The organism is Methanoculleus frigidifontis (assembly GCF_030464345.1).
Taxonomy (GTDB): Archaea; Halobacteriota; Methanomicrobia; order Methanomicrobiales; family Methanoculleaceae; genus Methanoculleus_A; species Methanoculleus_A frigidifontis.
Genome location: NZ_VCYH01000001.1, coordinates 376,139 through 399,329 on the forward strand (window position 1 = coordinate 376,139; position 23,191 = coordinate 399,329).

22 protein-coding genes are annotated in these 23,191 nt (G+C 61.3%); 7 read left to right on the forward strand and 15 right to left on the reverse strand.

Annotation, left to right across the window (positions count from 1 at the left end; translation table 11 throughout):
• Window positions 1-4: 4 nt before the first annotated feature.
• From FGU65_RS01855 to FGU65_RS01875, 5 genes are all read right to left on the reverse strand, one after another.
• Complete coding sequence (locus tag FGU65_RS01855; RefSeq protein ID WP_301662695.1) at window positions 5-2,635, reverse strand: aminotransferase class V-fold PLP-dependent enzyme; 2,631 nt, start codon at window positions 2,633-2,635, stop codon at window positions 5-7.
• A gap of 69 nt (window positions 2,636-2,704) precedes the next feature.
• A complete protein-coding gene (locus FGU65_RS01860) occupies window positions 2,705-3,592 on the reverse strand; it encodes a hypothetical protein (protein WP_301662696.1) in 888 nt (295 codons plus the stop codon).
• Window positions 3,593-3,696: 104 nt separating this feature from the next.
• Window positions 3,697-4,251, reverse strand: coding sequence for a hypothetical protein (locus FGU65_RS01865; protein ID WP_301662697.1), 555 nt, complete (start codon window positions 4,249-4,251; stop codon window positions 3,697-3,699).
• A gap of 83 nt (window positions 4,252-4,334) precedes the next feature.
• Window positions 4,335-4,853, reverse strand: coding sequence for a nitroreductase family protein (locus FGU65_RS01870; protein WP_301662698.1), 519 nt, complete (start codon window positions 4,851-4,853; stop codon window positions 4,335-4,337).
• Between the two features lie 91 nt (window positions 4,854-4,944).
• Window positions 4,945-5,520: a flavodoxin family protein gene (locus FGU65_RS01875; protein WP_301662699.1), complete on the reverse strand. Its 576-nt coding sequence runs from the start codon at window positions 5,518-5,520 to the stop codon at window positions 4,945-4,947.
• Window positions 5,521-5,615: 95 nt separating this feature from the next.
• On the opposite strand from FGU65_RS01875, the gene FGU65_RS01880 reads away from it, so the two are divergent.
• The gene (locus FGU65_RS01880) at window positions 5,616-5,930 is read left to right on the forward strand and encodes a DUF1894 domain-containing protein (protein WP_301662700.1); all 315 of its coding nucleotides are present in this window, start codon (window positions 5,616-5,618) and stop codon (window positions 5,928-5,930) included.
• 16 nt (window positions 5,931-5,946) lie between these two features.
• Here FGU65_RS01880 and FGU65_RS01885 read toward each other — a convergent pair whose 3' ends face one another.
• The 6 genes from FGU65_RS01885 to FGU65_RS01910 form a co-directional block, all read right to left on the reverse strand.
• A complete protein-coding gene (locus FGU65_RS01885) occupies window positions 5,947-7,245 on the reverse strand; it encodes a hybrid sensor histidine kinase/response regulator (protein WP_301662701.1) in 1,299 nt (432 codons plus the stop codon).
• 31 nt (window positions 7,246-7,276) lie between these two features.
• Window positions 7,277-9,550, reverse strand: coding sequence for a hybrid sensor histidine kinase/response regulator (locus FGU65_RS01890; RefSeq protein ID WP_301662702.1), 2,274 nt, complete (start codon window positions 9,548-9,550; stop codon window positions 7,277-7,279).
• A 12-nt stretch (window positions 9,551-9,562) separates the two neighbouring features.
• Window positions 9,563-11,947 carry a methyl-accepting chemotaxis protein gene (locus FGU65_RS01895; RefSeq protein WP_437344427.1) on the reverse strand — a complete coding sequence of 795 codons (2,385 nt, stop codon included), beginning with the start codon at window positions 11,945-11,947 and terminating at the stop codon, window positions 9,563-9,565.
• A gap of 140 nt (window positions 11,948-12,087) precedes the next feature.
• On the reverse strand, window positions 12,088-12,636 hold the full coding sequence (locus FGU65_RS01900; RefSeq protein WP_301662704.1) for a chemotaxis protein CheW: 549 nt from the start codon (window positions 12,634-12,636) through the stop codon (window positions 12,088-12,090).
• Window positions 12,633-13,097 (reverse strand): chemotaxis protein CheW, encoded by a 465-nt coding sequence (locus tag FGU65_RS01905; RefSeq protein WP_301662705.1) that lies wholly within the window; start codon window positions 13,095-13,097, stop codon window positions 12,633-12,635. The genes FGU65_RS01900 and FGU65_RS01905 overlap by 4 nt, the downstream gene beginning before the upstream one ends.
• A 71-nt stretch (window positions 13,098-13,168) precedes the next feature.
• A complete protein-coding gene (locus FGU65_RS01910) occupies window positions 13,169-13,810 on the reverse strand; it encodes a bacteriorhodopsin (protein WP_301662706.1) in 642 nt (213 codons plus the stop codon).
• Window positions 13,811-13,920: 110 nt separating this feature from the next.
• On the opposite strand from FGU65_RS01910, the gene FGU65_RS01915 reads away from it, so the two are divergent.
• Window positions 13,921-14,712: a flavodoxin family protein gene (locus FGU65_RS01915; RefSeq protein WP_301662707.1), complete on the forward strand. Its 792-nt coding sequence runs from the start codon at window positions 13,921-13,923 to the stop codon at window positions 14,710-14,712.
• 4 nt (window positions 14,713-14,716) lie between these two features.
• On the opposite strand, the gene FGU65_RS01920 is transcribed toward FGU65_RS01915, so the two are convergent.
• The 3 genes from FGU65_RS01920 to FGU65_RS01930 all read right to left on the reverse strand — a co-directional run bounded on the left by FGU65_RS01920 (window position 14,717) and on the right by FGU65_RS01930 (window position 16,190).
• Window positions 14,717-15,013 (reverse strand): hypothetical protein, encoded by a 297-nt coding sequence (locus FGU65_RS01920; RefSeq protein WP_301662708.1) that lies wholly within the window; start codon window positions 15,011-15,013, stop codon window positions 14,717-14,719.
• A gap of 242 nt (window positions 15,014-15,255) precedes the next feature.
• Entirely contained in the window at window positions 15,256-15,816 is a 561-nt protein-coding gene (locus FGU65_RS01925; RefSeq protein WP_301662709.1) for a hypothetical protein, read from the reverse strand.
• Between the two features lie 77 nt (window positions 15,817-15,893).
• The gene (locus FGU65_RS01930) at window positions 15,894-16,190 is read right to left on the reverse strand and encodes a hypothetical protein (RefSeq protein ID WP_301662710.1); all 297 of its coding nucleotides are present in this window, start codon (window positions 16,188-16,190) and stop codon (window positions 15,894-15,896) included.
• 488 nt (window positions 16,191-16,678) lie between these two features.
• Here FGU65_RS01930 and FGU65_RS01935 point away from each other — a divergent pair, with 488 nt between their 5' ends.
• The 5 genes from FGU65_RS01935 (at window position 16,679) to FGU65_RS01955 (ending at window position 22,517) form a co-directional block, all read left to right on the forward strand.
• Window positions 16,679-17,914: an IS110 family RNA-guided transposase gene (locus FGU65_RS01935; protein WP_301662711.1), complete on the forward strand. Its 1,236-nt coding sequence runs from the start codon at window positions 16,679-16,681 to the stop codon at window positions 17,912-17,914.
• Between the two features lie 241 nt (window positions 17,915-18,155).
• Window positions 18,156-19,418, forward strand: a complete 1,263-nt coding sequence (locus FGU65_RS01940; protein WP_301662712.1) for an IS110 family RNA-guided transposase — start codon at window positions 18,156-18,158, stop codon at window positions 19,416-19,418.
• A gap of 920 nt (window positions 19,419-20,338) precedes the next feature.
• On the forward strand, window positions 20,339-20,602 hold the full coding sequence (locus FGU65_RS01945) for a hypothetical protein (protein ID WP_301662713.1): 264 nt from the start codon (window positions 20,339-20,341) through the stop codon (window positions 20,600-20,602).
• A gap of 104 nt (window positions 20,603-20,706) precedes the next feature.
• The gene (locus FGU65_RS01950; RefSeq protein ID WP_301662924.1) at window positions 20,707-21,336 is read left to right on the forward strand and encodes a DUF47 domain-containing protein; all 630 of its coding nucleotides are present in this window, start codon (window positions 20,707-20,709) and stop codon (window positions 21,334-21,336) included.
• 5 nt (window positions 21,337-21,341) lie between these two features.
• Window positions 21,342-22,517, forward strand: coding sequence for an inorganic phosphate transporter (locus FGU65_RS01955; RefSeq protein ID WP_301662714.1), 1,176 nt, complete (start codon window positions 21,342-21,344; stop codon window positions 22,515-22,517).
• Window positions 22,518-22,525: 8 nt separating this feature from the next.
• Here the strand turns inward: FGU65_RS01955 and nth are convergent, their stop codons facing one another.
• Complete coding sequence (gene nth / locus FGU65_RS01960) at window positions 22,526-23,185, reverse strand: endonuclease III (RefSeq protein WP_301662715.1); 660 nt, start codon at window positions 23,183-23,185, stop codon at window positions 22,526-22,528.
• Window positions 23,186-23,191 lie beyond the last annotated feature (6 nt).

The following is a 23,191-nucleotide window of genomic DNA, read 5'->3' on the forward strand; positions in this document are numbered from 1 at the left end:
ACTGTCAGGCGCCCCGGGCAATCTCACCGACGGCGGCGATGAGAAGATCGATCTCCTGCTCGGTGGTGTAGAGCGCGATGCTCGCCCGCACCGCGCCATCGGGAAGCCCGAGGTATTCCAGGAGCGGCTGGCAGCAGTGGTACCCTGACCGCACCAGGATGTCTGCTTCCTCATCGAGGTGCTGGGCGATCTCGTGCGGGTGGAAGCCCTCGACGGTGAAGGAGACGACGCCGATGCGGGATGCCGGATCGGCGGGCGCGTAGACCCGGACACCGTCGATCGCGGAGAGCCCCCCGATGAGCCGCGTCGTCAGGCGCTCTTCGTGCCTGCGGATCTTCTCCATACCGATCTTCGAGAGGTAGTCTGCCGCAACCCCGAGCCCGATCCCGCCGGAAATATTCGGCGTCCCTGCTTCGTAGCGGCCGTAACCTTCCGCCGGGACGTAGCCGTCCTCCGTGACGGCCTCGACCATCCCGCCGCCGAGCATAAGCGGCTCGAGGTTCGGTTCGCGCATCCAGAGGACGCCGGTGCCGGTCGGCCCGAGCATCTTCTGTCCTGAGAAGCAGAGGAAGTCGCATCCGATCCGGGAGACGTCGACCGGCATATGCGGGACGGACTGCGCGGCATCAACGAGCAGCAGAACCCCGCGATCCCGGCAGATCCGGCCGATCTCCTTGATCGGGGCGACGACGCCGATGGCGTTCGAGGCGTGGGTGACGGTGACGAGCCGGGTCGTATCGGTGACGGCGTCTTCGAGCGCGGCGAGATCGAGTGAGTAGTCCTCGTTGATGCCGACGACGTCGAGCGCCACGCCCTGCCGGGCGAGCGCCCGCCATGGCAGCAGGTTCGAGTGGTGCTCGAGAACCGTGGTGATCACCCGGTCGCCCGGCTTCCAGCAGAGCCCCTGCGCGACCATGTTGATCGCCTCGGTCGTATTCTTCGTAAAGACCGTCGTCCCGTCTTCTCCGCCGATGAACCGCGCAACCTTCTCGTGGGCGTGCCAGTAGCGCTGCGTGGCGATCCGGGTGAACCGGTGCACGCCCCGGCCGACGTTGGCCCGGTAGCGGTGCTCGAACTCAACCTGCGCTGCTACGACCGGCTCGGGCGCAAAGCTCATCGCCGCCGAGTCGAGGTAGACGACGTCTCCGAGGATCGGGAAGTCCTTCCTGACGGCGTCGACGGAGAACTCCCCGGTATCGGTCGGGACTGCCGGTGCGGCGGGTTCGGGCTTCGCCGGCGCCTCCCGCCGCTCTTCTTCCGGCAGGGGACGCAGGGTGTAGTCGTCGTTGACGGCGATACCCTTCTCCCTGCAGACCTCGCGCATCTTCGGCGGCAGCGCCCGCCACCGCCAGAGCCCCCAGGTGCAGTAGGCCTCGGGCATCCCGGTCTTCGCCGCCCATCTCTCGAGGAAAGCGTCCCAGCGCCGGGTGAGGTCGGGGTGCATCACCCGGAGAGCCTCGTACTCGCTCTCGAGCATTGCCGGGCAGAGGAAGCACCCGATCCGCTCGAGCCCCTTCTCGTAGAGGGGGTTGATCGGAACCTTCCGCCACCAGAGGTAGAGGAAGACTTCGAGTGCCCGCCAGCTCCGGATCGGGGAGACGTTCAGCTGCAGGGGGTTCGCCGGGTTCTGGCTCGTTTCATCGAGGTCGGCGCGGTTCCAGGACTCGTACCACCGGTTCCCCTGCATCGTGACCGAGGGGCCGATCTCGGCGAGGTAGATCTTGAGCGGGTGGAGCTTTAAGAGTTTGCAGCACCAGCGGTGGTCCTTTCCGGGAGGGCCGACCTTCTCGACCGCCTGGAAGAAGTCTCCGGCTTTCCGGACGATCTCGACGCCCTGCGATTCGATGTACTCGAGCGTCTCGGGAAGTTCGATCCCGGTGTCGATGAAGAACGCTTTCGTAACACCGGCTTTCCGGGCGAGGTGGAGGACGGCGGCGCTGTCCTTGCCGCCGGAGAAGGATACGTTCGCGTTCGGCCGGTCGTGCATGTGCTGGCGGATGGTGCGGACGGCGGCCCGCTCGAGGTTTTTGAGGTGATAGCGGTTCCGCTCGACGGCAAGGCTCCAGTCCGGGTCTCTGAAGGTCTCCGGGGTCACCGGCGAGAGTTCCTTCACCTTGATATGCCCCTCCCGAACAATGCCGGTGCCGACTTTGCCCCGGTAGGTCACGATCACCGTCCCGTCGGGCGCCGGGGTTTGCAGGGGAAACCGTTTGCCGCCGATCCGCACCTTTCCCCTGCCGGCATCGAGGTGCTCCTCGAGGGCGACGATGCCGCGTGTTGCGTGCGGCAGAATTGAGAGGAGCGCCTCGGGCGCGATGTCGAGAGAGAATCTCCGCTCGACCGGGTCGAACGTGAGCCAGCCGAAGCGGTTCCCGTTCAGGATCACGAGGTCGGCGCGATCGGTGCCCCCGGTCTTGTTCAGGAGCACGATCTTCGGCAGGGGGACTACGCCGAACCGCTCGCGGACGAGCCGCGTGATGAGGTCCATGTCCGCTTTCAGTGCCGGGCGGAGATCGTAGGGTTGCAGGAGCGGGATCTGCCTTCCGTCAGCCCCGCAGCCGCACCGGCGGCCGATGAGGGGGACGTTGCAGGTATCGCACCAGTAGAGAACTTTTTTTACGGCCGGTTCACGCATCTCATAGATGAGGTACGCTGTATCAGACAATAAGAAGACCGGTGATTCAGGGAGGGAGCGGCTGCTCCGTCACATCCTCGCCTCCATCCTTCGTCGGAGGATCAGCCCCTCCAGGACCAGCGAGAACCCGAAGAGCAGGGCGATTGCGCTCACGACGTACACCAGCAGTTCCTCGACTGCATCCGGGGCTACGAGGATGAAGTGGGCGAAGATGAGCGAGGTGACGCCGATGCCGAGGCGTTTGTAGAACCCCTCCGGGACGGCGAGGCGGCCGTGGATGGTGCGCTTCAGCGACACGATGGCGCTTGCAAGCGCCCACAGCGCCAGAAGCAGGACGAAACTGGAGGCGACCCACTCAAGTTCGAGCGAGAACGAGATGAGTCCGACGATGAGGATACAGAGTCCGAGGAGCACTCTCCCGCCGGACACGACTCTGAGCGGCTGAAAGTGCAGCCCTCTCCCGATGACGACGAGAGCAAGCCCGAGAAGGCTCATACGGACGGCGAAGATGACGATCTCCTCGAATGATGAGAGCGGGTCGACGCCGATCAGCACCCCGATCAGCATCATGCAGAACCCTGCGAGGACCAGGACCTGCCAGGCCGCCGTCTGCGCCCGAACGCGTGAGGAAGTCTCCCCGCGAAGGGCGCTCTTCATATCCGTAATGACCGCAAGGAACGTGCCGCTGATCATAAAGACAAGCGGGGCGTCGTCGACCAGGTGGAGCACGGGGTGGCTTTTCGGGTCGTAGCGGTCGAGGTGCACCCGCCACTCGGCCGCTGTCTCGTGGACGTGGTACTGGCCTTTCCGGTAACTGGCGATCGTTCCCGGCGTCGGGAGATTGAGGGCGGACTTTGTCCAGCCGTCGTCCAGCAGCTCGGTCACCGAATCCTTCGCTACAGCCACTTCCCAGACGCCCTGGTGCAGCGGTTCGAGATAGTCGTCAAGCCGGGTCACCGTCTGCTTCTCCTCCCTCCGGAATGCTGTTTACATGGTGCGGGGGCTATCCGGATAGCCCTTTCGAAATCCGACCGCTCCTGGGCGGCCGGTAGCGCGGATCTCTATGCGGATACCTGCCAGAAGAGCCGGGCGATCTCCCTCCCCAGGTTTCGCATCGTCTCGATTCCCCCGGTGCCTTTCCTGACGACTGCTCCGTTCCGAAGATCGCTGGATTCGGTGCCTCTCCTCTCCGCATAAACCGCCACATGCCGTTCAGTGCCGGAGATCGGATCTAGCGCGGTGAGGATCAGTTCTCCTCCGGGCAGTTCCGCTGAGGGTATCGCGCCGCTGAAGTGCCGGACTGGATCATCGGATTGTACGTCTGTGTCTGGCAGAATACGGTATGTTCCGATGATTGTCTTCTCTGGGGCGCTGTAGAGCGATACCTGGATAGCCTCCGGAGGCAGATACGGGCTTTGTGTCCTGCTCCACAGGACGGACACCTCCAGAGATTCGCCGGGAAGCAGCGTATCGTTTGCTACGGACAGGGTGAGCTCCGGGTTGAGTGGAGGAGTGGATCCCGATACAATATGCGGAACGGCCGGAAGTATGAGGAGGAGTGCCACCGTGAGGAGAAGGGAAGGACTGTGACCTCGCCACCTTCCGATCGGCGCCATGAAGGGGGATTGTCTCTATCAATAGTAAACCTTTTCTGCTCTCCTGCTCCGACGGTGCTCCGGCGCAGAACCGGGTGCGCTCCTTACCACCGCTCGTATCGCACCAGATCGGAGAGGTCCTTCCTCACCTTTTCCCCGGGCTGGTCTGCCGGATACCCGAGCGGCGTGAAGACGACCGGTTCGGCGTCCTTTGGGATGCCCAGTACCTCACGCGCCGCGCCGGCATCGAATGCCGCAACCCAGTGGGTGCCGAGTCCGAGGCTTGCAGCAGCAAGGGTCATGTGGTCGACGGCAATGGCCACGTCAACATCGCTGTAGTTCTTCCCGTCCGACCGTCTCCATGCCCGGGCGGGAACGGTGCAGGCGCAGATGAGTATGGGCGCCTCCCAGAAGAACTCCTTTCCGTAGATCCGCCGGATCTCCTCCTCCCTCCCGGCGGTGCGGATCACGATGAACCGGAAGGGCTGCCGGTTTGCCGCGGTCGGCGCGAGGCGAGCCGCTTCCAGCACCTGCCGGAGTGCATCCTCTTCGACTGCATCCGGCCGGAACGACCGGACACTGTAGCGTCTCTTGATAAGGTCGAGGACATCCGTCGATTCCATGCAATCCTCATTGGTGCACGATGTATTGAGAGTATCGCGTCGGCAGGCGTGCAGGTCTCTCCCCGGCAACCGGAAGAGGTGCGCGATACCGTCAGGCACGGATCTTCCGGAGGAGCCAGGCCATATTCCGGCCGAGGTTCTGCATCGTCCTGATCCCCTCGGCGTCCTCTTCGACGTCGCCGGGCTCAAGGCCGATCCCGATGTTCCAGTAGGAGGAGCCCACGGTGAACATGTTGCTGATCCCGAAGAAGTGGTTGATTGAGTCGAAGGCGTGGACTGCTCCGGCGCGCCGGACAGCGACGACGGCAGCCCCGACCTTCCGGGTATAGAGCCCGCCGTTCGCGATCCCGACGTAGCCCGCCCGGTCGATGAGCGCCTTCGTCTCGGGCGAGAGATCAGCGAAGTAGGTCGGCGAGCCGATGATGATCCCGTCCGCGGCGATCATCTTCTCGATGCAGTCGTTGACGAAATCATTCCCGATGATGCAGCGGTTGTCCAGGTTTTCGAAGCATTTCTGGCAGGCGGTACAGCCGTGCACTGTTCTGCCCCCGATATGGACGAGTTCGGTCTCGATCCCCTCCTCTTCGAGGACGGCGAGGGCGCATCGGATCAGCTGTTCGGTGTTTCCTCCTGCTCGCGGACTGCCGTTGAATGCGACGACATACATGCTCGAAGTATCGGCAATCGGGATGGTATAGTTACCTGTGCCGATTCACATGCAATCCGTAAAGTATACAAACTCGTTCGTATATATGCGAACATATGCCCTCGCGATGCGTCAACAACCTCGGTGGCCGGGTCATCCTGAAGGATGCAACCGTCGACGAGGTGAACAGGTATGTTGCGATGAACTCAAAGGAGCAGTACATCCTCGTTCCGGACTTCGTCTTCCGGGACATCCGGGTGCTGCTCAAAAGCCCGATGCTGCTCGGGCTGAAGATCCGCAGGCAGAAAGTCCTTCTCCCTTTCACAAAGCCGTGCCCCGGCTACGGCACCGTCCTCTACGAGATCAATGCGACCGAGGACGATTTTGCGTACCTGCGTGCAAACCTGGCACGACCGGTGGAGGGCGAGTAAGGAGGGACACCCCTTCTCACGCTTCCCGCTCTGCGGCGATGCGGATCACCTCTGCCGGGCAGGCGATCTCGAATCGGGCGCCTCCGTCGGGAGAGCCGGTTTCGCGGATTGTTATCCCGGTGATGGCGAGAACCTCCCGCGCAAGGAAGAGCCCGAGCCCGGTGTTCTTTCCGGATCCATACGCGAAGATCTTCTCCTTCTCGCCCTCCGGGACGCCGACGCCGTTGTCCTCGCAGACGATGCGGCCGACGCCTCCCGTCTCTTCGAGGCTGAACCGGATGGCGGTGATCGTCTCCCCGTAGCGAACCGCGTTCTCGATGAGATTGACGAAGACCTTCTCGATGAGCGGGTCGGCGTAGATCTCGACTCCTGCAGGGACGGCGTTCTCAAGAGCGACCGTCCCAAGCGGCGTATACATCCGGGAACGCTCTACGACGTCCCGTATCTCGTGCCAGACAGGTGATGCCACGCCGATCTTCTGGTACTCCGCCGCAAACCGGATGGTGCGCGTCATCCGGTCGACGGCATCCTGTGCATTCGATACAAACTTCCAGGAGGTTTCAGGGTCAGAGTCCCGGGAGCCCGCGGCGAGCTCGAGGTATCCGTTCATCGCCATGAGTAGATTGAGAAGATCGTGCCGGGTGATGCTCGCCATCAGCTGGAGTTTTTTGTTCGCCTCAGAGAGCGCCTTCTCCACGCGCCTCCGCTCAGCGTTTTCCTGCGAAAGATCGTCGTTCGCGCGCTCAAGATCGGCAACTGCCCGCTGCAGCTCCCGGTTCACTGCATTGAGCCGCTCCTGCGCCTCCTGCAGCTCGACATTCTTCCCGACGGCGATCTCGTAGGTGGAGAGGAGGGTGTTGAGAATCTGCCGCCTGCCGGCGGACAGGGTATACATTCGGCCTGCAAAAAAGACCTCCATGCCCGGGTCGGTGCCGTCGGATCCTGCTCTGTCTGCCGTTCCGAGGATGCTCTCGAGCCGGGAGCGCACGAGGTCCGCCTCGCAGGGTTTGATGATGAAACTGTCTGCCCCCGCTTCAAGCCCTCGCATCACATCGGCAGGATCGGAGAGATGGGTGACCAGAATGACGGGAATGTCGCTGGTTGCTGTATCCTGCTTGATCCTGCGGCAGAGATCGTAGCCGTCCATCTCCGGCATGACGATGTCGGTCAGGATGACGGCCGGTCGATCGGCTGCAACCGCCTCCAGAGCAGCACGCCCGTCCGGTGCCATGCCGACCCGGTAGCCTTCCTTCTCGAGAATGTGGCGGAGATACTCGGCCTGGGTGCGGCTGTCTTCCACGACCAGTATCTTCATGCCCGGTGTCACGTTTTGCTCCTCCATATCATCAGTGTCTGCCACGCATCAGGCTGTCTATGATGTCCAGGAGATCCGGCTGCTTGAAGCCGGCCTTGACGATATATGCATCCGCCCCGATGGCAATGCCGTGGTCGCGGTCTTCCGGAAGATCGAGCGAGGTGACCAGCACCACCGGGAGCCGTGCAAGCCGGGGATTCGCCCGGATCTTCTCGGTGAGCGTAAACCCGTCCATCACGGGCATATCCACGTCAGAGATGACGATATCAAACTCATGCTTCTTAAGGATTGCGAATCCTTCCATGCCGTCGGCGGCCGTCTCAACATAATATCCCGCCCGTTCAAGGAGATTTTGAAGAAGAGACCGAGATGTTACCGAATCTTCGACGACAAGAACCGACCGGCGGACCTTCCCGGTAGGCCCGGCCGGCAGGGGCGACCGTTCGGCCGCAAGCGCCTCCTGAACGAGTTCGAGGGGGTCGAGAACCAGTGCCACGTTCCCGTTGCCCAGTATCACCGCGCCCTCGATAAGCCTCACGCACCGGAGCTGGCTGCCCAGCGGCCTGACGACGATCTCCTGGACGCGTATCACCTCGTCGACCATACACGCGATCCGGCCGGCACCGTGGGAGAGAATGACGACGGGAATCTGCTCGTGCCGATCGGAGAGGGGCGATGCACCGGCCGCTCCCAGGGCTTCATGCAGTCGAATCGCTTCTATCACTTCGCCCTGGAACCGGATCGCCGGCCGCCTGTCCTGCTGCAGGATGGCCTCCCGCCGCACCCGCGACACCTGCCGTACCGACTGCATGGGAACGACGTAGATCTGCCTCCCGGAGCGGACGACAACCCCGCGCAGGGTTGCAAGGTTCACCGGCACCGCCAGGGTGAACGTCGTCCCCTCACCGACGGTCGATACAACACCGACCGTTCCGCCCAGGCGGGTGACGCTCTCCTCGACGATCGACAGGCCAAGCCCTCTCCCCGAGATCTCGGTTACGAACGGGCTTGTGGAGAGCCCTGACCGGAAGATGAGCCGCATCGCCGCATCTTCGGTCAGTTCCCCCGCTTCATCGGCACCGATAAGGCCTTTTCCAACGGCTGCACGCCTGACCACCCTGCCGTCGATACCTCTGCCGTCGTCTGCGACCTCGATCCGGACGCTGCTTCCGGTAAGGGGGGATATCCATATCCGGATGGTGCCGGCCGGCGGCTTTCCGTGCTGTACCCGGGTTTCCGGGCGCTCGATCCCGTGGTCGATGCTGTTGCGGATCAGGTGGCGGAGCGGGTCCGCTACGGCCTCGAGGATACGGCGGTCGACCTCGACCTCGCCCCCTTCGACGATAAACTCCACTGCTTTTCCGGAAGTGCGGGAAAACTCCCTGACAAACCCGGAGAATGGCGTGAGTATGCTTGCGATCGGCACCAGGACGGCATCGTGGATCAGGTCGGAGATCTCCGACGTGCTCGCCTCGAGCGCAGACCGGTCGAGCTCGGTTCCGCGCATATGCGACCCGAGGTCGTGCTGCAGGAGGCGGACGAACTCCCGGTTATACTCCAGAAATTCCATTGTCCGCTCGAGCGGGAGGACGAAGGCTGGTGGGAGGGCCGCCCCCGTTGTTTCGGACGTGGCTTCGCGCAGCTGGCGGAGGTCATGACCGACCTGGGCGTAGTTCCACTGCCAGAGAGAGAACCGGGTGAACATATCCTCGAGTTCGAGCATCCGCTGCGTGAGGAAAAGCCGGGTCGTGAGGAGGGCGTCCGCCCCGGCGATCAGCCGGTCGAGTTTATGGGCGGCTATCCTGACCGTTCCCCGTTCTTTCGGCTCCGGAGCCGTATCTTTTTGTCCCGGATGAGCCATCTGCCCGGGCGACGGTCCTGCTGCCGCACCGACGGATTTTCCCCCGTCGAGGAGGAGGCGGGATTCGCGGAGCATGGCGATCACCTCCGTCGTCGGCACCGACGGGTCGTCCGCCCATGCAAGAAGCATCCTCACGACCGTTACCGCCTGGTGGAGGCGATCGTAGGTCTCCGCATCGGGCGGTGTCCCGCCCTGCTTCATGAGCGCAAAGATGTTCTCAATGTTCTGGCAGACGGACTCGATAGTCCGGAGATTGACCGCGCGGGCAGCCCCCTTCAGGCTGTGGGTCTTGCGGTATACCGACTCGATCAGCGGCAGCCCGGCCGACGCCCCCGCCCGCTCGAGCTCGACGAGGCCTTCGGTGATCGCATCGAGGTATTCCTCCGCCTCTTCACGGAAGGTCTCAAGGAGCCTTCTCTCGAATTCTTCGTCGGATCCGGTCATTACACCCGCACATCAGACATTGTACTGCTGGGAGATCTTCTGTAAGCGGACGCCGAGTTCGTGCAGATCCTCTGCCGTGTTCTCTGCTTTTTTGGCAATTTCAAGGTTATTCTGGGCGGCATCGCGGATGTTCTCCATCGCAAGCGAGATCTGGTCGACCCCGGCGACCTGCTCCTGGGTCGAGGCCGCAATCTCGACCGCTTCGTGGGAGGAGTCGGCGATCGACCGGGTGAGCACCTCGATCGCCTCCCGGGCATCGCTGGTCAGGCTGACGGCGTTCGCCATAGACCGCGCGCCCTCCTCGGTCGAGGTCATCGTCGAGGAGACGCCCCGCTGGATGTCGGTGAGGATGACCCTGATGTTTGCGGTGGCCTTCTTCGACTGCTCGGCGAGGTTATGGATCTCGTTTGCGACGACGGCGAAACCCCTGCCGTACTCGCCGGCCTTCGCCGCCTCGATGGAGGCGTTCACCGCAAGCAGATTGGACTGTTCGGAGATGTCCGTCACCGTGGCGATGATCTCCCCGACCGCCTGGCTCTGCTCGGAGAGCTTGATGACGTTCATCCTGATAGTGTCCATCTGCCGCTGGATCTGGGTGATGCCGTTCATCAATTCCCGGATCGACTTCTGGCCGTCCTTCGAGACATCGAGTGCGGTCATCGCCTTTTCAGAGACCTCCTTTGTCTTCTGGTTCACGACATCGGTCTTTTGCCTGACGCCCTCGACCGCCTCAGAGGTCTCGTTCACGGTCGTTGCGGTCTGTGAACTGGCCTCGGAGAGCTGGGCGGTGACCTCGAGGATCTCGCTCGATGCCGACGAGAGGACAGAAATTCCCTCGTACAGCTCTTCGGTGATCAGTTTCATCAGCCGCGAGAGTTCGATGCCGACGGTGTTGAGTGCGTCGCGGTAGGCCACAAACTCACCGGCGACCGGGATCGTCTCGTCGAACCGTGCGGTGAAGTCGCCGGAGGCGTAGTACTTGGCAAGCCGCATCGCCTCGTTCACCGGTTCGGTGATCGTCTCGAGCGTCTTGTTGAACCCGGCGATGATCATCCTGTATCCGCCGTGGAACGCATTTTCGTCCCCGCGCACCGAGAGGTCACCGGCACGGGTGGCGTTGGTGAGTTTGATCGTCTCTTTGTGGAGGTGGTCGAGCGACTGGACCATCATCTTCAGTGCCGGCCGGATCTCGTCGCGCTCGTCGGTGACCGGGAACTCCTGGACGTATTCGCCCGCCGCTATCTTTCTGATGTTCCCGACGACGTTGGTCTGAAGGTCCTCGGCGAACTCGTCCATCGTTGCCGCCATGATCCCGATCTCGTCCTGCCGGTTGATGTTGAGCCGGGTCGAGAGATGGCCGTTCCGGAGATCTTTGAGCATCACCACGACCCGCTGGAGGGGGTCGGAGATCGAGCGGCCGAAGAGGACGGCGATAAGCGCGCCGATCGCGATAAACGCCGCGACCACGATCAGTATGGTGTCCCTGATGGTGTCGATGGGGCCGGCAAAGTCGGAGAGCTCTGCACGCGAGACGATGTACCAGTCGAGCGGCTCGTAGTAGGTGTAGGCATCGATGATATCGGTTTCGTCCACCCGGTGCGGGATGGTGCCGACTTTGTCTGCAAACATCTCCTGGATGTAGCCTTCCCCTGCCCAGTTCTCGCCTTCACTTGACGGATGGATGAGCACCTCGCCTGCGCTGTCGACGACGTACATATAGCCGTGCTGGCCGATCACCGCGTCCCGGATGCTCTCCTTCACGACGTCCAGAGTCTCCTGCTCCTCCGTGCCGACGTAAAGGACACCGATCGTCCTTCCGCCGGCATCTTTTATCGGTTCGTATGCAGTGACGTATTTTGTCCCGAAGAGGTCCCGCGTCCCGTAGTACGTCTCGCCCTGGTTGACAACCACGTCGTAGACGTTGTACTTCAGCTCCGTTCCGGCAGCCCTGGTGCCGTCGCTTCCGATGACGTTGGTTGAGATACGGACGGCGTGGTTGCCGTCATAGACCTGGAAGATCGTCGCCGTGCCGCCGACGAGGTCCTGGACCTGATCGACGATCTCGAAGTTTTCGTTGACCACGTACCGCTTTCCGTCCGCGTCCACCAGCGTGAGGTTTCCGTCGATGATCACGGGCGTACCCCGTGCGTAGAAGTTCTGCCGCAGGACATTGAGATCGCTGTTCACCTTGTTGAGGGTGAGCTTGTAGACATCGTTGGTCCACCCCTTCACGTCGTGCACCTGCGTCTCGAGCAATGTCTCGATCTGATCGTTGATGACACCGCTCGCACTGGTGTATGCCACCAGCCCGAGCAGGAGCGTCGGGATGATCGCCAGGAAGAGGCTGATGACAAGGATCTTTGTCCCGACTTTCATATTGGAGAAGAATTCGAACATGGTCTGATCCGTCCCATCCGGTCGGCGCGTGCGTTGATAGTAGTCTGATTATCTTCTCGCGGTAAAAAAGGATCCTTTTTTTCTGGGCGTTTTGAGTGGCGCTCCATTAAATTCTGGGGATATTCCGGCAGATTTCCCGATCACTGTCGGGAATCGTCGATTACCATCCGCGGATCTGCGAGGATTGCTGCGGCGTCGAGGACGGTGAGCTGCCCGTCCGCAACACCCATGATGTACCGTTCATCGATGAGGTCTTCTCCGGGCTCCGCCGGGGCGAGGTCGTCCGTCGGCACCGTTCCGATGTCGGTGATGTAGTCGGCGAGGATGCCGAAGGTGATCCTCCCGTCGGTCAGCACAATGACCCGGTTCAGGTCGGTCAGCCCCTTCTGTGGAATGGCAAAGAGGATCCGCAGGTCGACGAGCGAGACGATTTCACCCCTGACCGCACAGATCCCGGCGATGTACTCCGGCGTCCCGGGAACCGGTGTGATCTCCCGGATGATGAAGACCTCCCTGATGTACTTCATCTCAAGAGCGTATCTTCGGTGGGCAAGCCGGAAGATGAGGATATCCGCGAGCACGGCCTCGCGCGGTTCTTCCTCCGGCAGGGCGAGTTTCGCCGCCCGCTCCGCCAGCACGGCCATGACCCGCTCGGCGTCCTCCCCATCGCCGCCGGAAGGAACCGTCACCTGCCGCCCTCCGCTGCCCCGGAACTCCGGCGGACGGCAGCCCGGAGAGTCTCTGCATCTGCCTCTGCGAGGAACGCGCCGATATCGCTGATGATGACCGTCCCGCCCTCGGTCACCGCCGCACCGGGGACGGCGATCTGCTCCTGTCCGTTCCCGAGCCCGACGTTTCCCCGGACGCCGGAGGTCTCGTCCACCCAGAGGGCGGCACGCCCCCGGCCGTGCCGGACGACGATCAGGGCATCGGTGAGCCGCGGGGGGCGCTCCGCAGACCCGAAGCGTGCCCGGAGCGAATAGACCGGAACGGGACTGCCGTGAACGTCGATGGCTCCGACCTCGCCCCCATGGCAGTCCCATCCCGGGATGAACTGCACCATTCTGACGACGGCCTGGGTTGCGGCAAGCGGGATTGCGCACTCGATCCCCTCGACGAAGAAGAACAGGAAATGCTCGCGATGAACCATCGGATAGTGGAAGATTGGCAGGAACTTCCTAAATAGGTTGTGGAGTGTGGCCGCCCGGGCGCGGGATCCCGCTACCGGCGAGGAAGAACTCGCACCGTGATCCAGAGGCCGAAGACGATCTTGGTGATGACGTCGAGGATGCCGTAGAGCACCGCCCCGACGGGGGTGGTAATGATCCCAAATCCGGTCGGCGCCAGGATCCAGACGACCGGAAAGAGCGTCCAGAATATCAGGATGAACCACATGACCGGCCTCATGCCCGGCTCCGTCCTCCCCGTCCCGGCGAAGAGGGTGTAGAGGAGGCCTGCATATGCTGCGCTGCTGAAGGCAAAGAACCACCACCGCTCCGGTCCGGTGAGGAAGCTTGCCAGGAAGCCGCAGAACATGACGAGCCCGGTGAAGAGCGCGACCTCGAGTTTGGTCAGTATGGGCTTGCCGGCGAGATAGGCCACGTCGAGCGTCAGGATGCTGCAGCTTGCGATGTAATAAAGCCACCGTGTCCAGTATATCGGCTGCCCGTCCGCCGCGACGGACGTCCCGAGGGCGAGCGCCATCGTGACGTACGAGATCGTCGTGATAAAGCAGACGAAGATATCGGAGCCGTATAAGACCTCGTACCCGGGCCTGCGCACGTTGAGCACCACAAAGAGCAGGGTGGCAAGCCCGAAGATCACCGCCCCGGCCCAGAAGACCAGCATCTCTTCACCAGCCATGACCATTCACCGCATGCATCATGCCTGCCCGGCCAGATAAGGATAGCGGCTACCGGTGCCGCCCGCATCTGACCGGCTGATTGATACGGTCCGGGCACCATACGGCACCTATGAAGGTGCTGGTCGTCATGGGCAGCCCGCGGAAAGGCAACACTTACCGGGCGGCGGAACGAATCCGGGAGGCGATGCAGTCGTCCGCATCGCCGGTCGTGTTCGAGTACCTGATGCTGAAGGATGCCGATCTTGCACAGTGCCTGGGCTGTTTTCTCTGCTTTGAGAAGGGCGAGGAGCGCTGCCCCCACAGGGACGACGCGGCGGCCATCGAAGCGAAGATGCACGAGGCCGACGGCGTGATCTTTGCATCTCCGGTCTACGGGATGAACGTTTCGGGGCTGATGAAGGTCTTCATCGACCGGCTCAGCTACATCTTCCACCGCCCCCGCTTCTTCGACAAGCATGCGCTCCTCCTCGTGACCACCGGCGCGCTCGGGGAGAAGGACGTCCTCGACTATCTCAATCTTGTCGCCGGCATATGGGGTTTCTCCGTCGCCGCCCGTGTCGGGATTGTCACGTCGCCGGTCATCGCCGCGCGGCAGGCGCGGAAGAACGAACAGAAACTTGAAAAGGCCGCACAAGCATTCGCGGGCGCCCTTGCCCGCAAAGCGCGGCCGTCGCCCGGGCTGCGGGACGTCATCGTCTTCCACGGCCAGCGGGGAACGTTTGCCGAGCTCCGGGAGCACGCGCCGGTTGATTATGCCTACTGGAAGGATATGGGCTGGCTCGAACCAGGAAGGCGCTACTTCGTCGATGTACCGATCAACCCGGTCTACGACGTGATCGGCCGCGTTGTGGAGTGGCAGGCCCGGCGGCAGGTCAGGCGGAGCCTTGCGGAGGCGGGGTGACCGGTCAGAACACTGCCCTGCAGACGTCGGTGCGGTCGCTCTCCGGTGAATACTCGTTCTCCTGCTTCGGTGAAAGGCCCTCTGCCCTGAGCGTCATGTCCAGGTATTCGATCCGGACTGGCGTGACGCGGATACCATAGAGTGTCTCCGGGATACTGCGGGCATCCAGTCCTTTTCGCCGCCGGCACGCCTCCACGCCCTCGCGAAATATCGCCGACCCGTGCCTGCCTATCTCGCCGATCCCGGTCACCTGCATCCCATTGATCTTCTCCCAGCCGATGAACCGGGTGTGAATCGCCACCGAGACCGCCGGGTTCCGGCTGATCTTCTCGACCGTTCTCCCTCCCTCGGTCAGGATGTAGAGCGTCGTTCCCGCCGGAAAGAATTCGGGCTGCAGATGCCCGCGGGATGTTCATCGAACAGGTGGCAATGACGCACATCCCCTGTGTTGCCAGAAAGTCGACGATCCGCTTCTTCGAGGTCGGCAGGGGAGAGTGTCTGCGGTGTCATAGCAGGGGCATCAACGCCCGGATGGGTGCAGAGTCAGCCTTCCCGGCTACGGTGTCTCCGGGCTATCATGAGCAGTTCGTGGAAGAACCGGTCGCGGATCTGCTCCAGGCGGAGGGCTTCGCTGATACCGACGGGGCAGGTGTCCTGCAGCCTGCACCGTGCCGGCTCCACCTGCAGGACGTAGGTATTGATGCGCTGCTCCCAGAACCATCCGGCGCTCCCATGCTGGATGTACGGCGGATCGATGGCGGCGACGCTCCGGAGATCGCGCTGCAGTGCACGACCGGCCTCGCTCTTCCGGATACAGACCGCCAGATACGCGATACGGTATAGAACGTCGCTGAGCGTGTCTGCATAATCTGCCAGCGGCTCGAGATTGTGCAGCTCCGGCTGCCGTTCGTGCACGAAATGACCGTAGCAGCTCTGCAGGGTAAAGCAGTGGGGGACGAGCGAGAACTCCCAAAGGAGCCCGATCAACGGCGGGTCGATCGATCCGTCGCCCATTGCGGCGCGGAGCCCCGCTTGCGCAATCTGCCGCTCGGTGTCGTACGCCGGGTCGTCGGTGAGCGGCCTGGCCTCCTCGAAGGTCTCCATAGTATATGAAAGAAACGCCGTATCCGGTAAAAAACCTGTTTAGCGCAGCAGGCCTGGAGTTCCGCAAAAAAAGAGGATCAGGATTCTACGTCCAGATCGACCTCGATGCCGCCCGAGGCGGCGAAGACGAGGTTGTAGATGAACGCCGCGATTGCGCCTCCGATGAATCCGCCGATCGCCCAGACGATCACCGAGACGATGATGCCGAGGATGCCCGCCCCGATAGCAACGAGGATGCTGGCGTCAATTGCCGGCGCTGCTCCAATCACGGCCAGAATTCCGGCGATCAGCCCGTACAGGGCGCTCAGAATGGCAAAGAACCAAGCGACCGACCACACACCGAGATGTTTTACCTTTACTCTCTCTTTCGTCATCTGCATCACCTTATGGACACTCGCAAAACATATGTCCGGTATTATAAAGCTATCTGAATATTTGTGAGGGTCGCGTGCCGCGTCAGATCTGGTGCGGTGGTCTTCCGTTCCATCGTGGCATGGTCGTGTGCGTCTACGGTCGCTCCCGGTTCAAGAAACTGCAGGGGCGATCGCGGGTACTGCTCCAGCATATACCTGATACTTGATCTCAGAGAATCCGACCGAAATTACGGTATCCACCAACCCGCGTTCATGACAAAAAACGCCTATGAGGCCGCGTTCGGCCACAGGCTCAACCGATGAAAATACTCATCTCGTTATAGCCCAAGCCGAGGGCGTGGGCAGAGGAGGTTGAGGGTATTTTAGGACCTGGATCCTGTCCAAAAAACTAACGCATTTTGCCATTGAAGGCCATACTGTGTCACGAACACGGATGTGAAATTGACCTTCGAGGCAATCCCTCTGTCCACATCCCTGTGTGATGACGTATGAGAGAAAAAGCCTGTGGATTAGATCTCCACAAGAAGTTTATCGTCGCCGCTGTTGTCGATCAGGACGGTACAGTGGCAGAACAGCGATTCAGCCGGACGCAGACCGATTTGCTTCTGCTGAAGGACTGGGTCAGTTACCACGGCTGTGAGGTTGTAGCCTGTGAATCCACCAGCGATTACTGGGTACAGGTCTACGACCTGTTTGCAGGGCAGATCCCGGTAATCGTCGGAAATGCCCGGGATATCAAGGCACTCTCGCACAAGAAGACGGACAGGATCGATGCCGTCTGGATCGCCAAGTTGGCACTGCACGACCTCATTCCCGCCTCCCGGGTTCCCGACCGGGAGCAACGAGATCTTCGCGCGCTGATCCGGTTACGGAAGTTTCTGGTTGAGAAACGAACCGATCTCAAGAACCAGGTGCACCATATCCTCGACTCCTGCCTGTTCCAGCTCGCAAAGGTCTTCAGCGATATCTTCGGCGCAAGCGGAATGGTTGTCCTGACCGGCATCACCGAAGGGAAACCTGTCGAGGAGATCCTTGCCTCTCTTCCGAAACGAACCCAAAAGCGGGGTGAAGAGATCCGCCGTGTTCTGGAGACAACCCTGTCAGAAACCGCGATCGTCCGGCTGCAAACCTGTCTCGCTCTCATCAAAGAGATGGACAGCCAGATCGCGATCATCATGCAGCTGGTGCACCAGTGTGTCACCGGAAAGAAGCGGCTTATCCGGATCCTGACCTCAATGCCCGGGATCGGGTACCTCGCCGCGGTGACTCTGATCGCCGAGATCGGGGACTTCACCGACTTCTCATCCGGGGACAAACTCGCCAGCTGGGCGGGACTCGTCCCGACCGTGCATCAGTCGGCCGATCATCTCCGGATGGGATCGATCACCAAACGGGGCTCCCGGACGCTTCGGTGGATCTGTGTCGAGATCGCTCACGCGGCAGTTCGAACCCGGTCGTCACGGTTTTACGCGTTCTTCACCAGGAAGGTCGGGCAACTCGGGTTCGGTAAGGCGATTGTTGCTGTGGCGCGCAAGATCCTCACGATCCTCTGGCATCTGGTGGTGAACGACGAGGAATACGAAGAGCAGGAGGGGAACCGGAAACGGGAGATCCGGATACCAAAAGCGAAACAACCGAAGTTTCTGACACTGAACGAGATGCTCAAAGTGCTTGCCGAGGCGAACATCTTCCTCAAACAATCAGATCCGCATGGAGGTGGGTGACACCCTCCGTCGTATTTTCATGTGAACGGCGATGTGCCGGCCGGTCGGCACAAGCATACCAATGTAAATAGGGCAGGCACCCACCGCCATCACGGGGAGGAAAGGCCGGGAATTTTCTGGGACTCCGATCCCGATCTGTGAACATGGCCCATCTCTCAACCGGAGGCATACGTGCGTCCCCGAACGCGGCTAGGAAAGTGCCTCCGAGGTTGACAGTTCCTCCCCACATGGAGGTCGAACGATGAGGTCGAACGACAAAGTAGTCTGTGGCGTTGACGTTCACAAAAAGTTTCTTGTCGCTGCCCTGATCACCGCCGACGGAGACAGCATCTTCGGACGCTTCACCAACAGCCAGTCCGGACTGCTGGAACTGCTCCAATGGCTGCTGCAGTATGGCTGCCAGCTCGTTGCCGCTGAATCGACCGGCGTCTACTGGTATCCCCTGTTCCTTGCGCTAGAGGATCACATGGAGGTCATAATTGCCAACCCGCGCCAGATCAAGGCAATCCCGGGCAGGAAGACCGACCGGAACGACGCCCAGTGGATCGCGGAGCTTGCCCGGAACGGTCTGATCAAACCGTCCCGGATCTTTCGGCGGGATGACCGGGAACTGCGCAAACTCACCCGGGCACGGCACAAACTCATTCAGGAGAGAACCGATCATGTCAACCGCGTTCACCAGATCCTCGAAGCGGTGGGGATCCATCTGGCATCGGTGGTCTCCGATATCTTCGGCAAAGCAGGGCAGTTTATCCTGCGCAGCCTCCTCGATGGAGTCGCGATCGAGGAGATCGTGGAACGCATCCCTGTTGCCCGGATCAAAAAGAAGAAGGAAGCTCTCCTTGATGCACTGCACACCCATCTCGGCCCGGTCGACCGAGTTCTGCTTGAACAGCATCTGGAGATCATTCAGGTGATCGATGCAAAGGTGGCGGAGATCGACACCGAAGTGATCGCCGGGTTCGTCGATCGGCGAGATGACCTTGAGATCCTCATCTCGATCCCGGGGATCGGGGTCACCTCCGCGGTCACCATCCTTGCCGAGATCGGGAACTACCGTGACTTCCCCTCTGCAGAAAAACTCGCAGCCTGGTGCGGGATTGTTCCTTCTGTTTACCAGTCTGCCGACACTCTCAGGACAGGGACGATCACGAAGCAGGGTTCCCGGCAGCTGCGGTGGATCCTGGTGGAAGTTGCACACGCGGCAGCACGAACCAAGCACTCCGCATTGCACCGCTACTTTATGCGGTTGAAGCGGCGGATCGGCTACCTCAAAGCAATTGTCGCCCTTGCCCATAAAATTCTCCGCCTGCTCTGGCATCTTTTGATGAACCGGGAATTCTACGAGGAGTCGCATCGTCCGGAAAAGGTGAAGGGGGATCTCCTTGAGGACAAAAACCTGCACCGGCGGGAGCGCAGTGCGATTGCCCTCCTGACTCGACTGAATTACGTGATCACAAAGCCCCGGAACGACATTGAGTTTAAAGGAGTGCAGGGAGGCTAATCCCTGCCCTATTTACATAGGAAATAACCTGGGGAGAAGATATCCGTTATCGGGCTCTGGTGAAGCCCTATTCCGGCTGTCATGCTTCCCGGACGAGATTGGTGCCTGACCTGGCCGGTTCCCGAAGTTTTCTCACGCATGCCCACATGCCGTGGACCGTGGCGGCTATCGCCATGGGGGTGGGGCTGACGGGGAGGTGTTTTCCCCTCCCCTGTCTCCCGCGAAGATCCACAGACATCGTCAACCCCACCCCACCCGGCCTCCGGCCTCCTCCCCCTCCCCCGCCCCCAGGGGCGGGGGCAGTCATGGCGATACCCAATGGGAAGCCGTGCTCCCGAATACTCCGGATTGCGGTCATCCGGAGCAAGAGATGGGACCTCATCAATTGCCTGGACCCCCCCCGATAGCACCAGGAATTTCGGTGCGCCCATAGGACACGGTAGCGTGTATGGGGGCTTCCTCCCTCCCCTGTCTTACGCAAAGATCCGCATACTTCACCCGCCCCCAGGGGCGGGGGCAGTCATGGCGCTACCCAATGGAAAGCCGTGCCCCGGGGTGCAATCAATCGGGAACTCCCGGACGCGATCGCAACAACGGGAGTATCAGTTGTTTCGTAGGGCGCTACCCGATCGCGTCGGGGGATACCTCCTCCCCTGAACCACCCATGAAGATGTCCCGCACGCATTCTCAAAAGCAGTACCGCAAATATGGTCGGACTTTTCCGAAAGACAGTGTCAGTCCTCGTCCGAGCACTCCCCTGCTCCCTCTGCATATTTTTCACCAATTCATGGAGGCATCTCCTGAAAGCATCGGGTCTGCATTATTTGCATCGTATATCTCCAAAGCAATGAAAATTCTCCCGGGAGGAAAGGGATATATGTCAGGTAATTTAATTATCGCCTGCTGCCAACATTCAGTCAATGAAAGGGAATTCTCTGATGTATGCGCTGCAATTTGTAACGGGGGCGATGATCATTCAAATGCTGATTCTTGCCGTTCCTGCACAATTCGCAGCGCTTCCCCTGCCCGGCATTGCCCCGGGCATTCTGGGAAACCCGTTGAACGTCCAGAGCCTCACGGCGGTTCAGGCTCTCCTTTTTCTGATCTTCGACATCGCCGGGGGACTCGGGTTCATTGCTCTCGTCAATAAAAATGGGGGCGATCTCTTTCAGAGCGGGGTGTAGCCCCTCTTCCGCTCCCTCTCCCGTGAGGGGGGCGATACCGCAGGGTTTCCGGAGAAAAAACGATCCCTATTTGCGATAGCAGACACAACACTCTGGTGATTATCGTGGGAATCAAGGAATGGGTTGTACCGCAGGATCGGATCTTTTTTGACCTCCTGGACCGGCAGGCGGAGACGGTGACACAGGCGGCGGCTCTCCTGGTCGATATCGTCGAGAACTACACGGACGTCAAAGAGAAGGTTCGGCGGATGAAGGATATCGAGCACGCCGGTGACGAGATCACGCACGAGATCTACGAACACCTGAACCGGACGTTCATCACGCCGCTTGAGCCTGAGGAGATATCCCGCCTTGCCTCGGCGCTGGACGACATCCTGGACTACATAGACGGCACCGCCCAGCAGATGTACATGTACAGCATCCCCGAGACGGACGAGGCGATGGTTGAGCTTGCAAAACTGATCCAGCTCAGCGCCGTCGAGGTCGAAGGAGCCGTCAAGGGCATCAGGACGATCAAGGATCCGAAAGGGATTGAGGAGCGGTGTATTGAGGTGAACCGTCTCGAGAACATCGCGGACGGGGTACTCGGGCGCGCCATCCGCGACCTCTTCACGACGAAGGACGCGATCACCATCATCAAGCTCAAGGACGTCTACGAGAATCTCGAGGTCGCCACCGACAAGTGCGAGGATGCGGCCAACACCCTGAGCGACATCGCTATCAGGCATTCCTGATACCTATGGAGATTGTTATCCTCGTAGGAGTAGCGCTTGCACTGCTCTTCAACTTCGCCAACGGGCTCAACGATGCCGCGAACTCCATCGCCACCATCATCGCCACCAAGGCGCTCACGCCGATTCAGGCGGTGGTGCTGGCGGGTGTCTTCAACCTCGTCGGCCCCCTGCTCTTCACGACGGCTATCGCAAAGACAATCGGAAAGGGCATTGTTGACCCGACGTTCCTCACCCCGCCGCTCATCCTGGTTGGGCTTATCGGCGCGGTTCTCTGGGTGCTCATCACCTCGTACTTCGGCATCCCGGTCTCGAGCAGCCATGCGCTCATCGGCGGTCTCCTCGGCGCAGGGATAGCCGGTGCCGGGGTATCGGCGATCCTCTGGCCAACCGCAGAGGCCGTCGAGCTCGTTGCCGTTTACGGCCTTGCCGGTGCAGCGCTCGGGGCGGTCGTTCTCGCGGCCCTTGCGCTCCGCCACGGGGAGAAGGTTGGCACATACGTCGGCCTCGGTATCCTGATCGGGCTGACGCTGACGTTTCCGCTCCTCATCGCCACCGGTGTCCTGGAGATCAGCGGGATTCTGGCCGTCCTCATCTTCATCGTCGTCTCGCCGATGCTCGGCCTGATATCGGCGTTCGTCTTCTCCCTCGTCGTCGTCCGCACTGTCCGGAATCACCCGCCCCGGCGGCTCGGCGGTATCTTCCGCAACCTCCAGATCTTTTCGGGCTCGTTTCAGGCGATCGGCCACGGGAGCAACGACGCCCAGAATGCCATGGGGATCATCACGGCGCTGCTCCTGGCCGGCGGGCTGCTCACCGAGTTTACCGTGCCGCTCTGGGTCATTCTCGCCTCGTCCCTCGCTATCTCGCTCGGAACGCTCCTCGGCGGGTGGCGCGTCATCGATAAGATGGCGAAGAAGATCACCAAAATCCGGCCCTACCAGGGGTTCTGCGCCTCGACGTCCGCCGGTGCCGTCCTCTCGCTGATGACCAGCTTCGGCGTGCCGGTCTCGACGACGCACGCCACGACCGGTGCGATAATGGGTGTCGGTGCGAGCCGCGGCTACTCTGCAGTGAAATGGGGCATCGTCCGCGAGATCGTCGCGGCATGGATCCTGACGATTCCGGCGGCGGCGATCGTCGCCGGGCTCTGTTTCCTGGTCTACCAGGCGATCTGGCTATAAGCCGGATTTCAGGACTCTTTTCCTTTTACTTCTTCCCGGTAGTAGCGGCAGAGGTCGCACAGAAAACACTCCTCGTGCTTCGGGTTTCGCGCCGTGCAGATCGCCCGGCCGTGCCGGATGAGGAGATAGTTCATCTCCCCCCAGGTCTTTTCCGGAAGCAGCGCCATCAGGTCGCGCTCGATGATATCCGGGTTTTTGCTGTCGGTCATGCCGAGGCGGTGGGAGACGCGCCTGACGTGCGTATCGACGGCGATCCCGACATTGATCCCGAATGCGTGCGAGAGGACGATGTTCGCGGTCTTCCTCCCGACGCCGGGCAGCGACCGGAGTTCCTCCATCGTCCGGGGAACCTCACCGCCGAATTCCCGGACGATCCTCTGCGCGGTCGCGACGATGTAGCGGGACTTGGCGTGGTGGAACCCGAGGGTGCGGATGATCTGCTCCACATCCTCGGGCGCCGCCTCTGCGAGCGCTTCGGGCGTCGGATAGCGGGAGAAGAGCGGTTCACGGATGGCGATGACGGAGGCGTCGGTCGTCTGCGCCGAGAGGATCGTCAGGATGAGGGACTCAAAAGGGTTATCAAAGGGGATGAAATTCGTCCTGCCACCCTCTATCGGGTACTGCGCAAGAAGGCGGCGGTGGATTGTGCGAGCCGTATCCGCATCCATGGTTCC

Coding starts and splice junctions, on each gene's coding strand:
- FGU65_RS01905 (WP_301662705.1), bottom strand. CDS start 13,097: ATGGTTCATCGCGAGCATTTCCTGTTCTTCTTCGTCGAGGGGATCGAG.
- FGU65_RS01930 (WP_301662710.1), bottom strand. CDS start 16,190: ATGACGAAAGAGAGAGTAAAGGTAAAACATCTCGGTGTGTGGTCGGTC.
- FGU65_RS01890 (WP_301662702.1), bottom strand. CDS start 9,550: ATGACCGGATCCGACGAAGAATTCGAGAGAAGGCTCCTTGAGACCTTC.
- FGU65_RS01870 (WP_301662698.1), bottom strand. CDS start 4,853: ATGGAATCGACGGATGTCCTCGACCTTATCAAGAGACGCTACAGTGTC.
- FGU65_RS01885 (WP_301662701.1), bottom strand. CDS start 7,245: ATGAAGATACTGGTCGTGGAAGACAGCCGCACCCAGGCCGAGTATCTC.
- FGU65_RS01935 (WP_301662711.1), top strand. CDS start 16,679: ATGAGAGAAAAAGCCTGTGGATTAGATCTCCACAAGAAGTTTATCGTC.
- FGU65_RS01945 (WP_301662713.1), top strand. CDS start 20,339: ATGAAAGGGAATTCTCTGATGTATGCGCTGCAATTTGTAACGGGGGCG.
- FGU65_RS01855 (WP_301662695.1), bottom strand. CDS start 2,635: ATGCGTGAACCGGCCGTAAAAAAAGTTCTCTACTGGTGCGATACCTGC.
- FGU65_RS01880 (WP_301662700.1), top strand. CDS start 5,616: ATGCCCTCGCGATGCGTCAACAACCTCGGTGGCCGGGTCATCCTGAAG.
- FGU65_RS01895 (WP_437344427.1), bottom strand. CDS start 11,947: ATGTTCGAATTCTTCTCCAATATGAAAGTCGGGACAAAGATCCTTGTC.
- FGU65_RS01940 (WP_301662712.1), top strand. CDS start 18,156: ATGAGGTCGAACGACAAAGTAGTCTGTGGCGTTGACGTTCACAAAAAG.
- nth (WP_301662715.1), bottom strand. CDS start 23,185: ATGGATGCGGATACGGCTCGCACAATCCACCGCCGCCTTCTTGCGCAG.
- FGU65_RS01915 (WP_301662707.1), top strand. CDS start 13,921: ATGAAGGTGCTGGTCGTCATGGGCAGCCCGCGGAAAGGCAACACTTAC.
- FGU65_RS01955 (WP_301662714.1), top strand. CDS start 21,342: ATGGAGATTGTTATCCTCGTAGGAGTAGCGCTTGCACTGCTCTTCAAC.
- FGU65_RS01910 (WP_301662706.1), bottom strand. CDS start 13,810: ATGGCTGGTGAAGAGATGCTGGTCTTCTGGGCCGGGGCGGTGATCTTC.
- FGU65_RS01875 (WP_301662699.1), bottom strand. CDS start 5,520: ATGTATGTCGTCGCATTCAACGGCAGTCCGCGAGCAGGAGGAAACACC.
- FGU65_RS01925 (WP_301662709.1), bottom strand. CDS start 15,816: ATGGAGACCTTCGAGGAGGCCAGGCCGCTCACCGACGACCCGGCGTAC.
- FGU65_RS01865 (WP_301662697.1), bottom strand. CDS start 4,251: ATGGCGCCGATCGGAAGGTGGCGAGGTCACAGTCCTTCCCTTCTCCTC.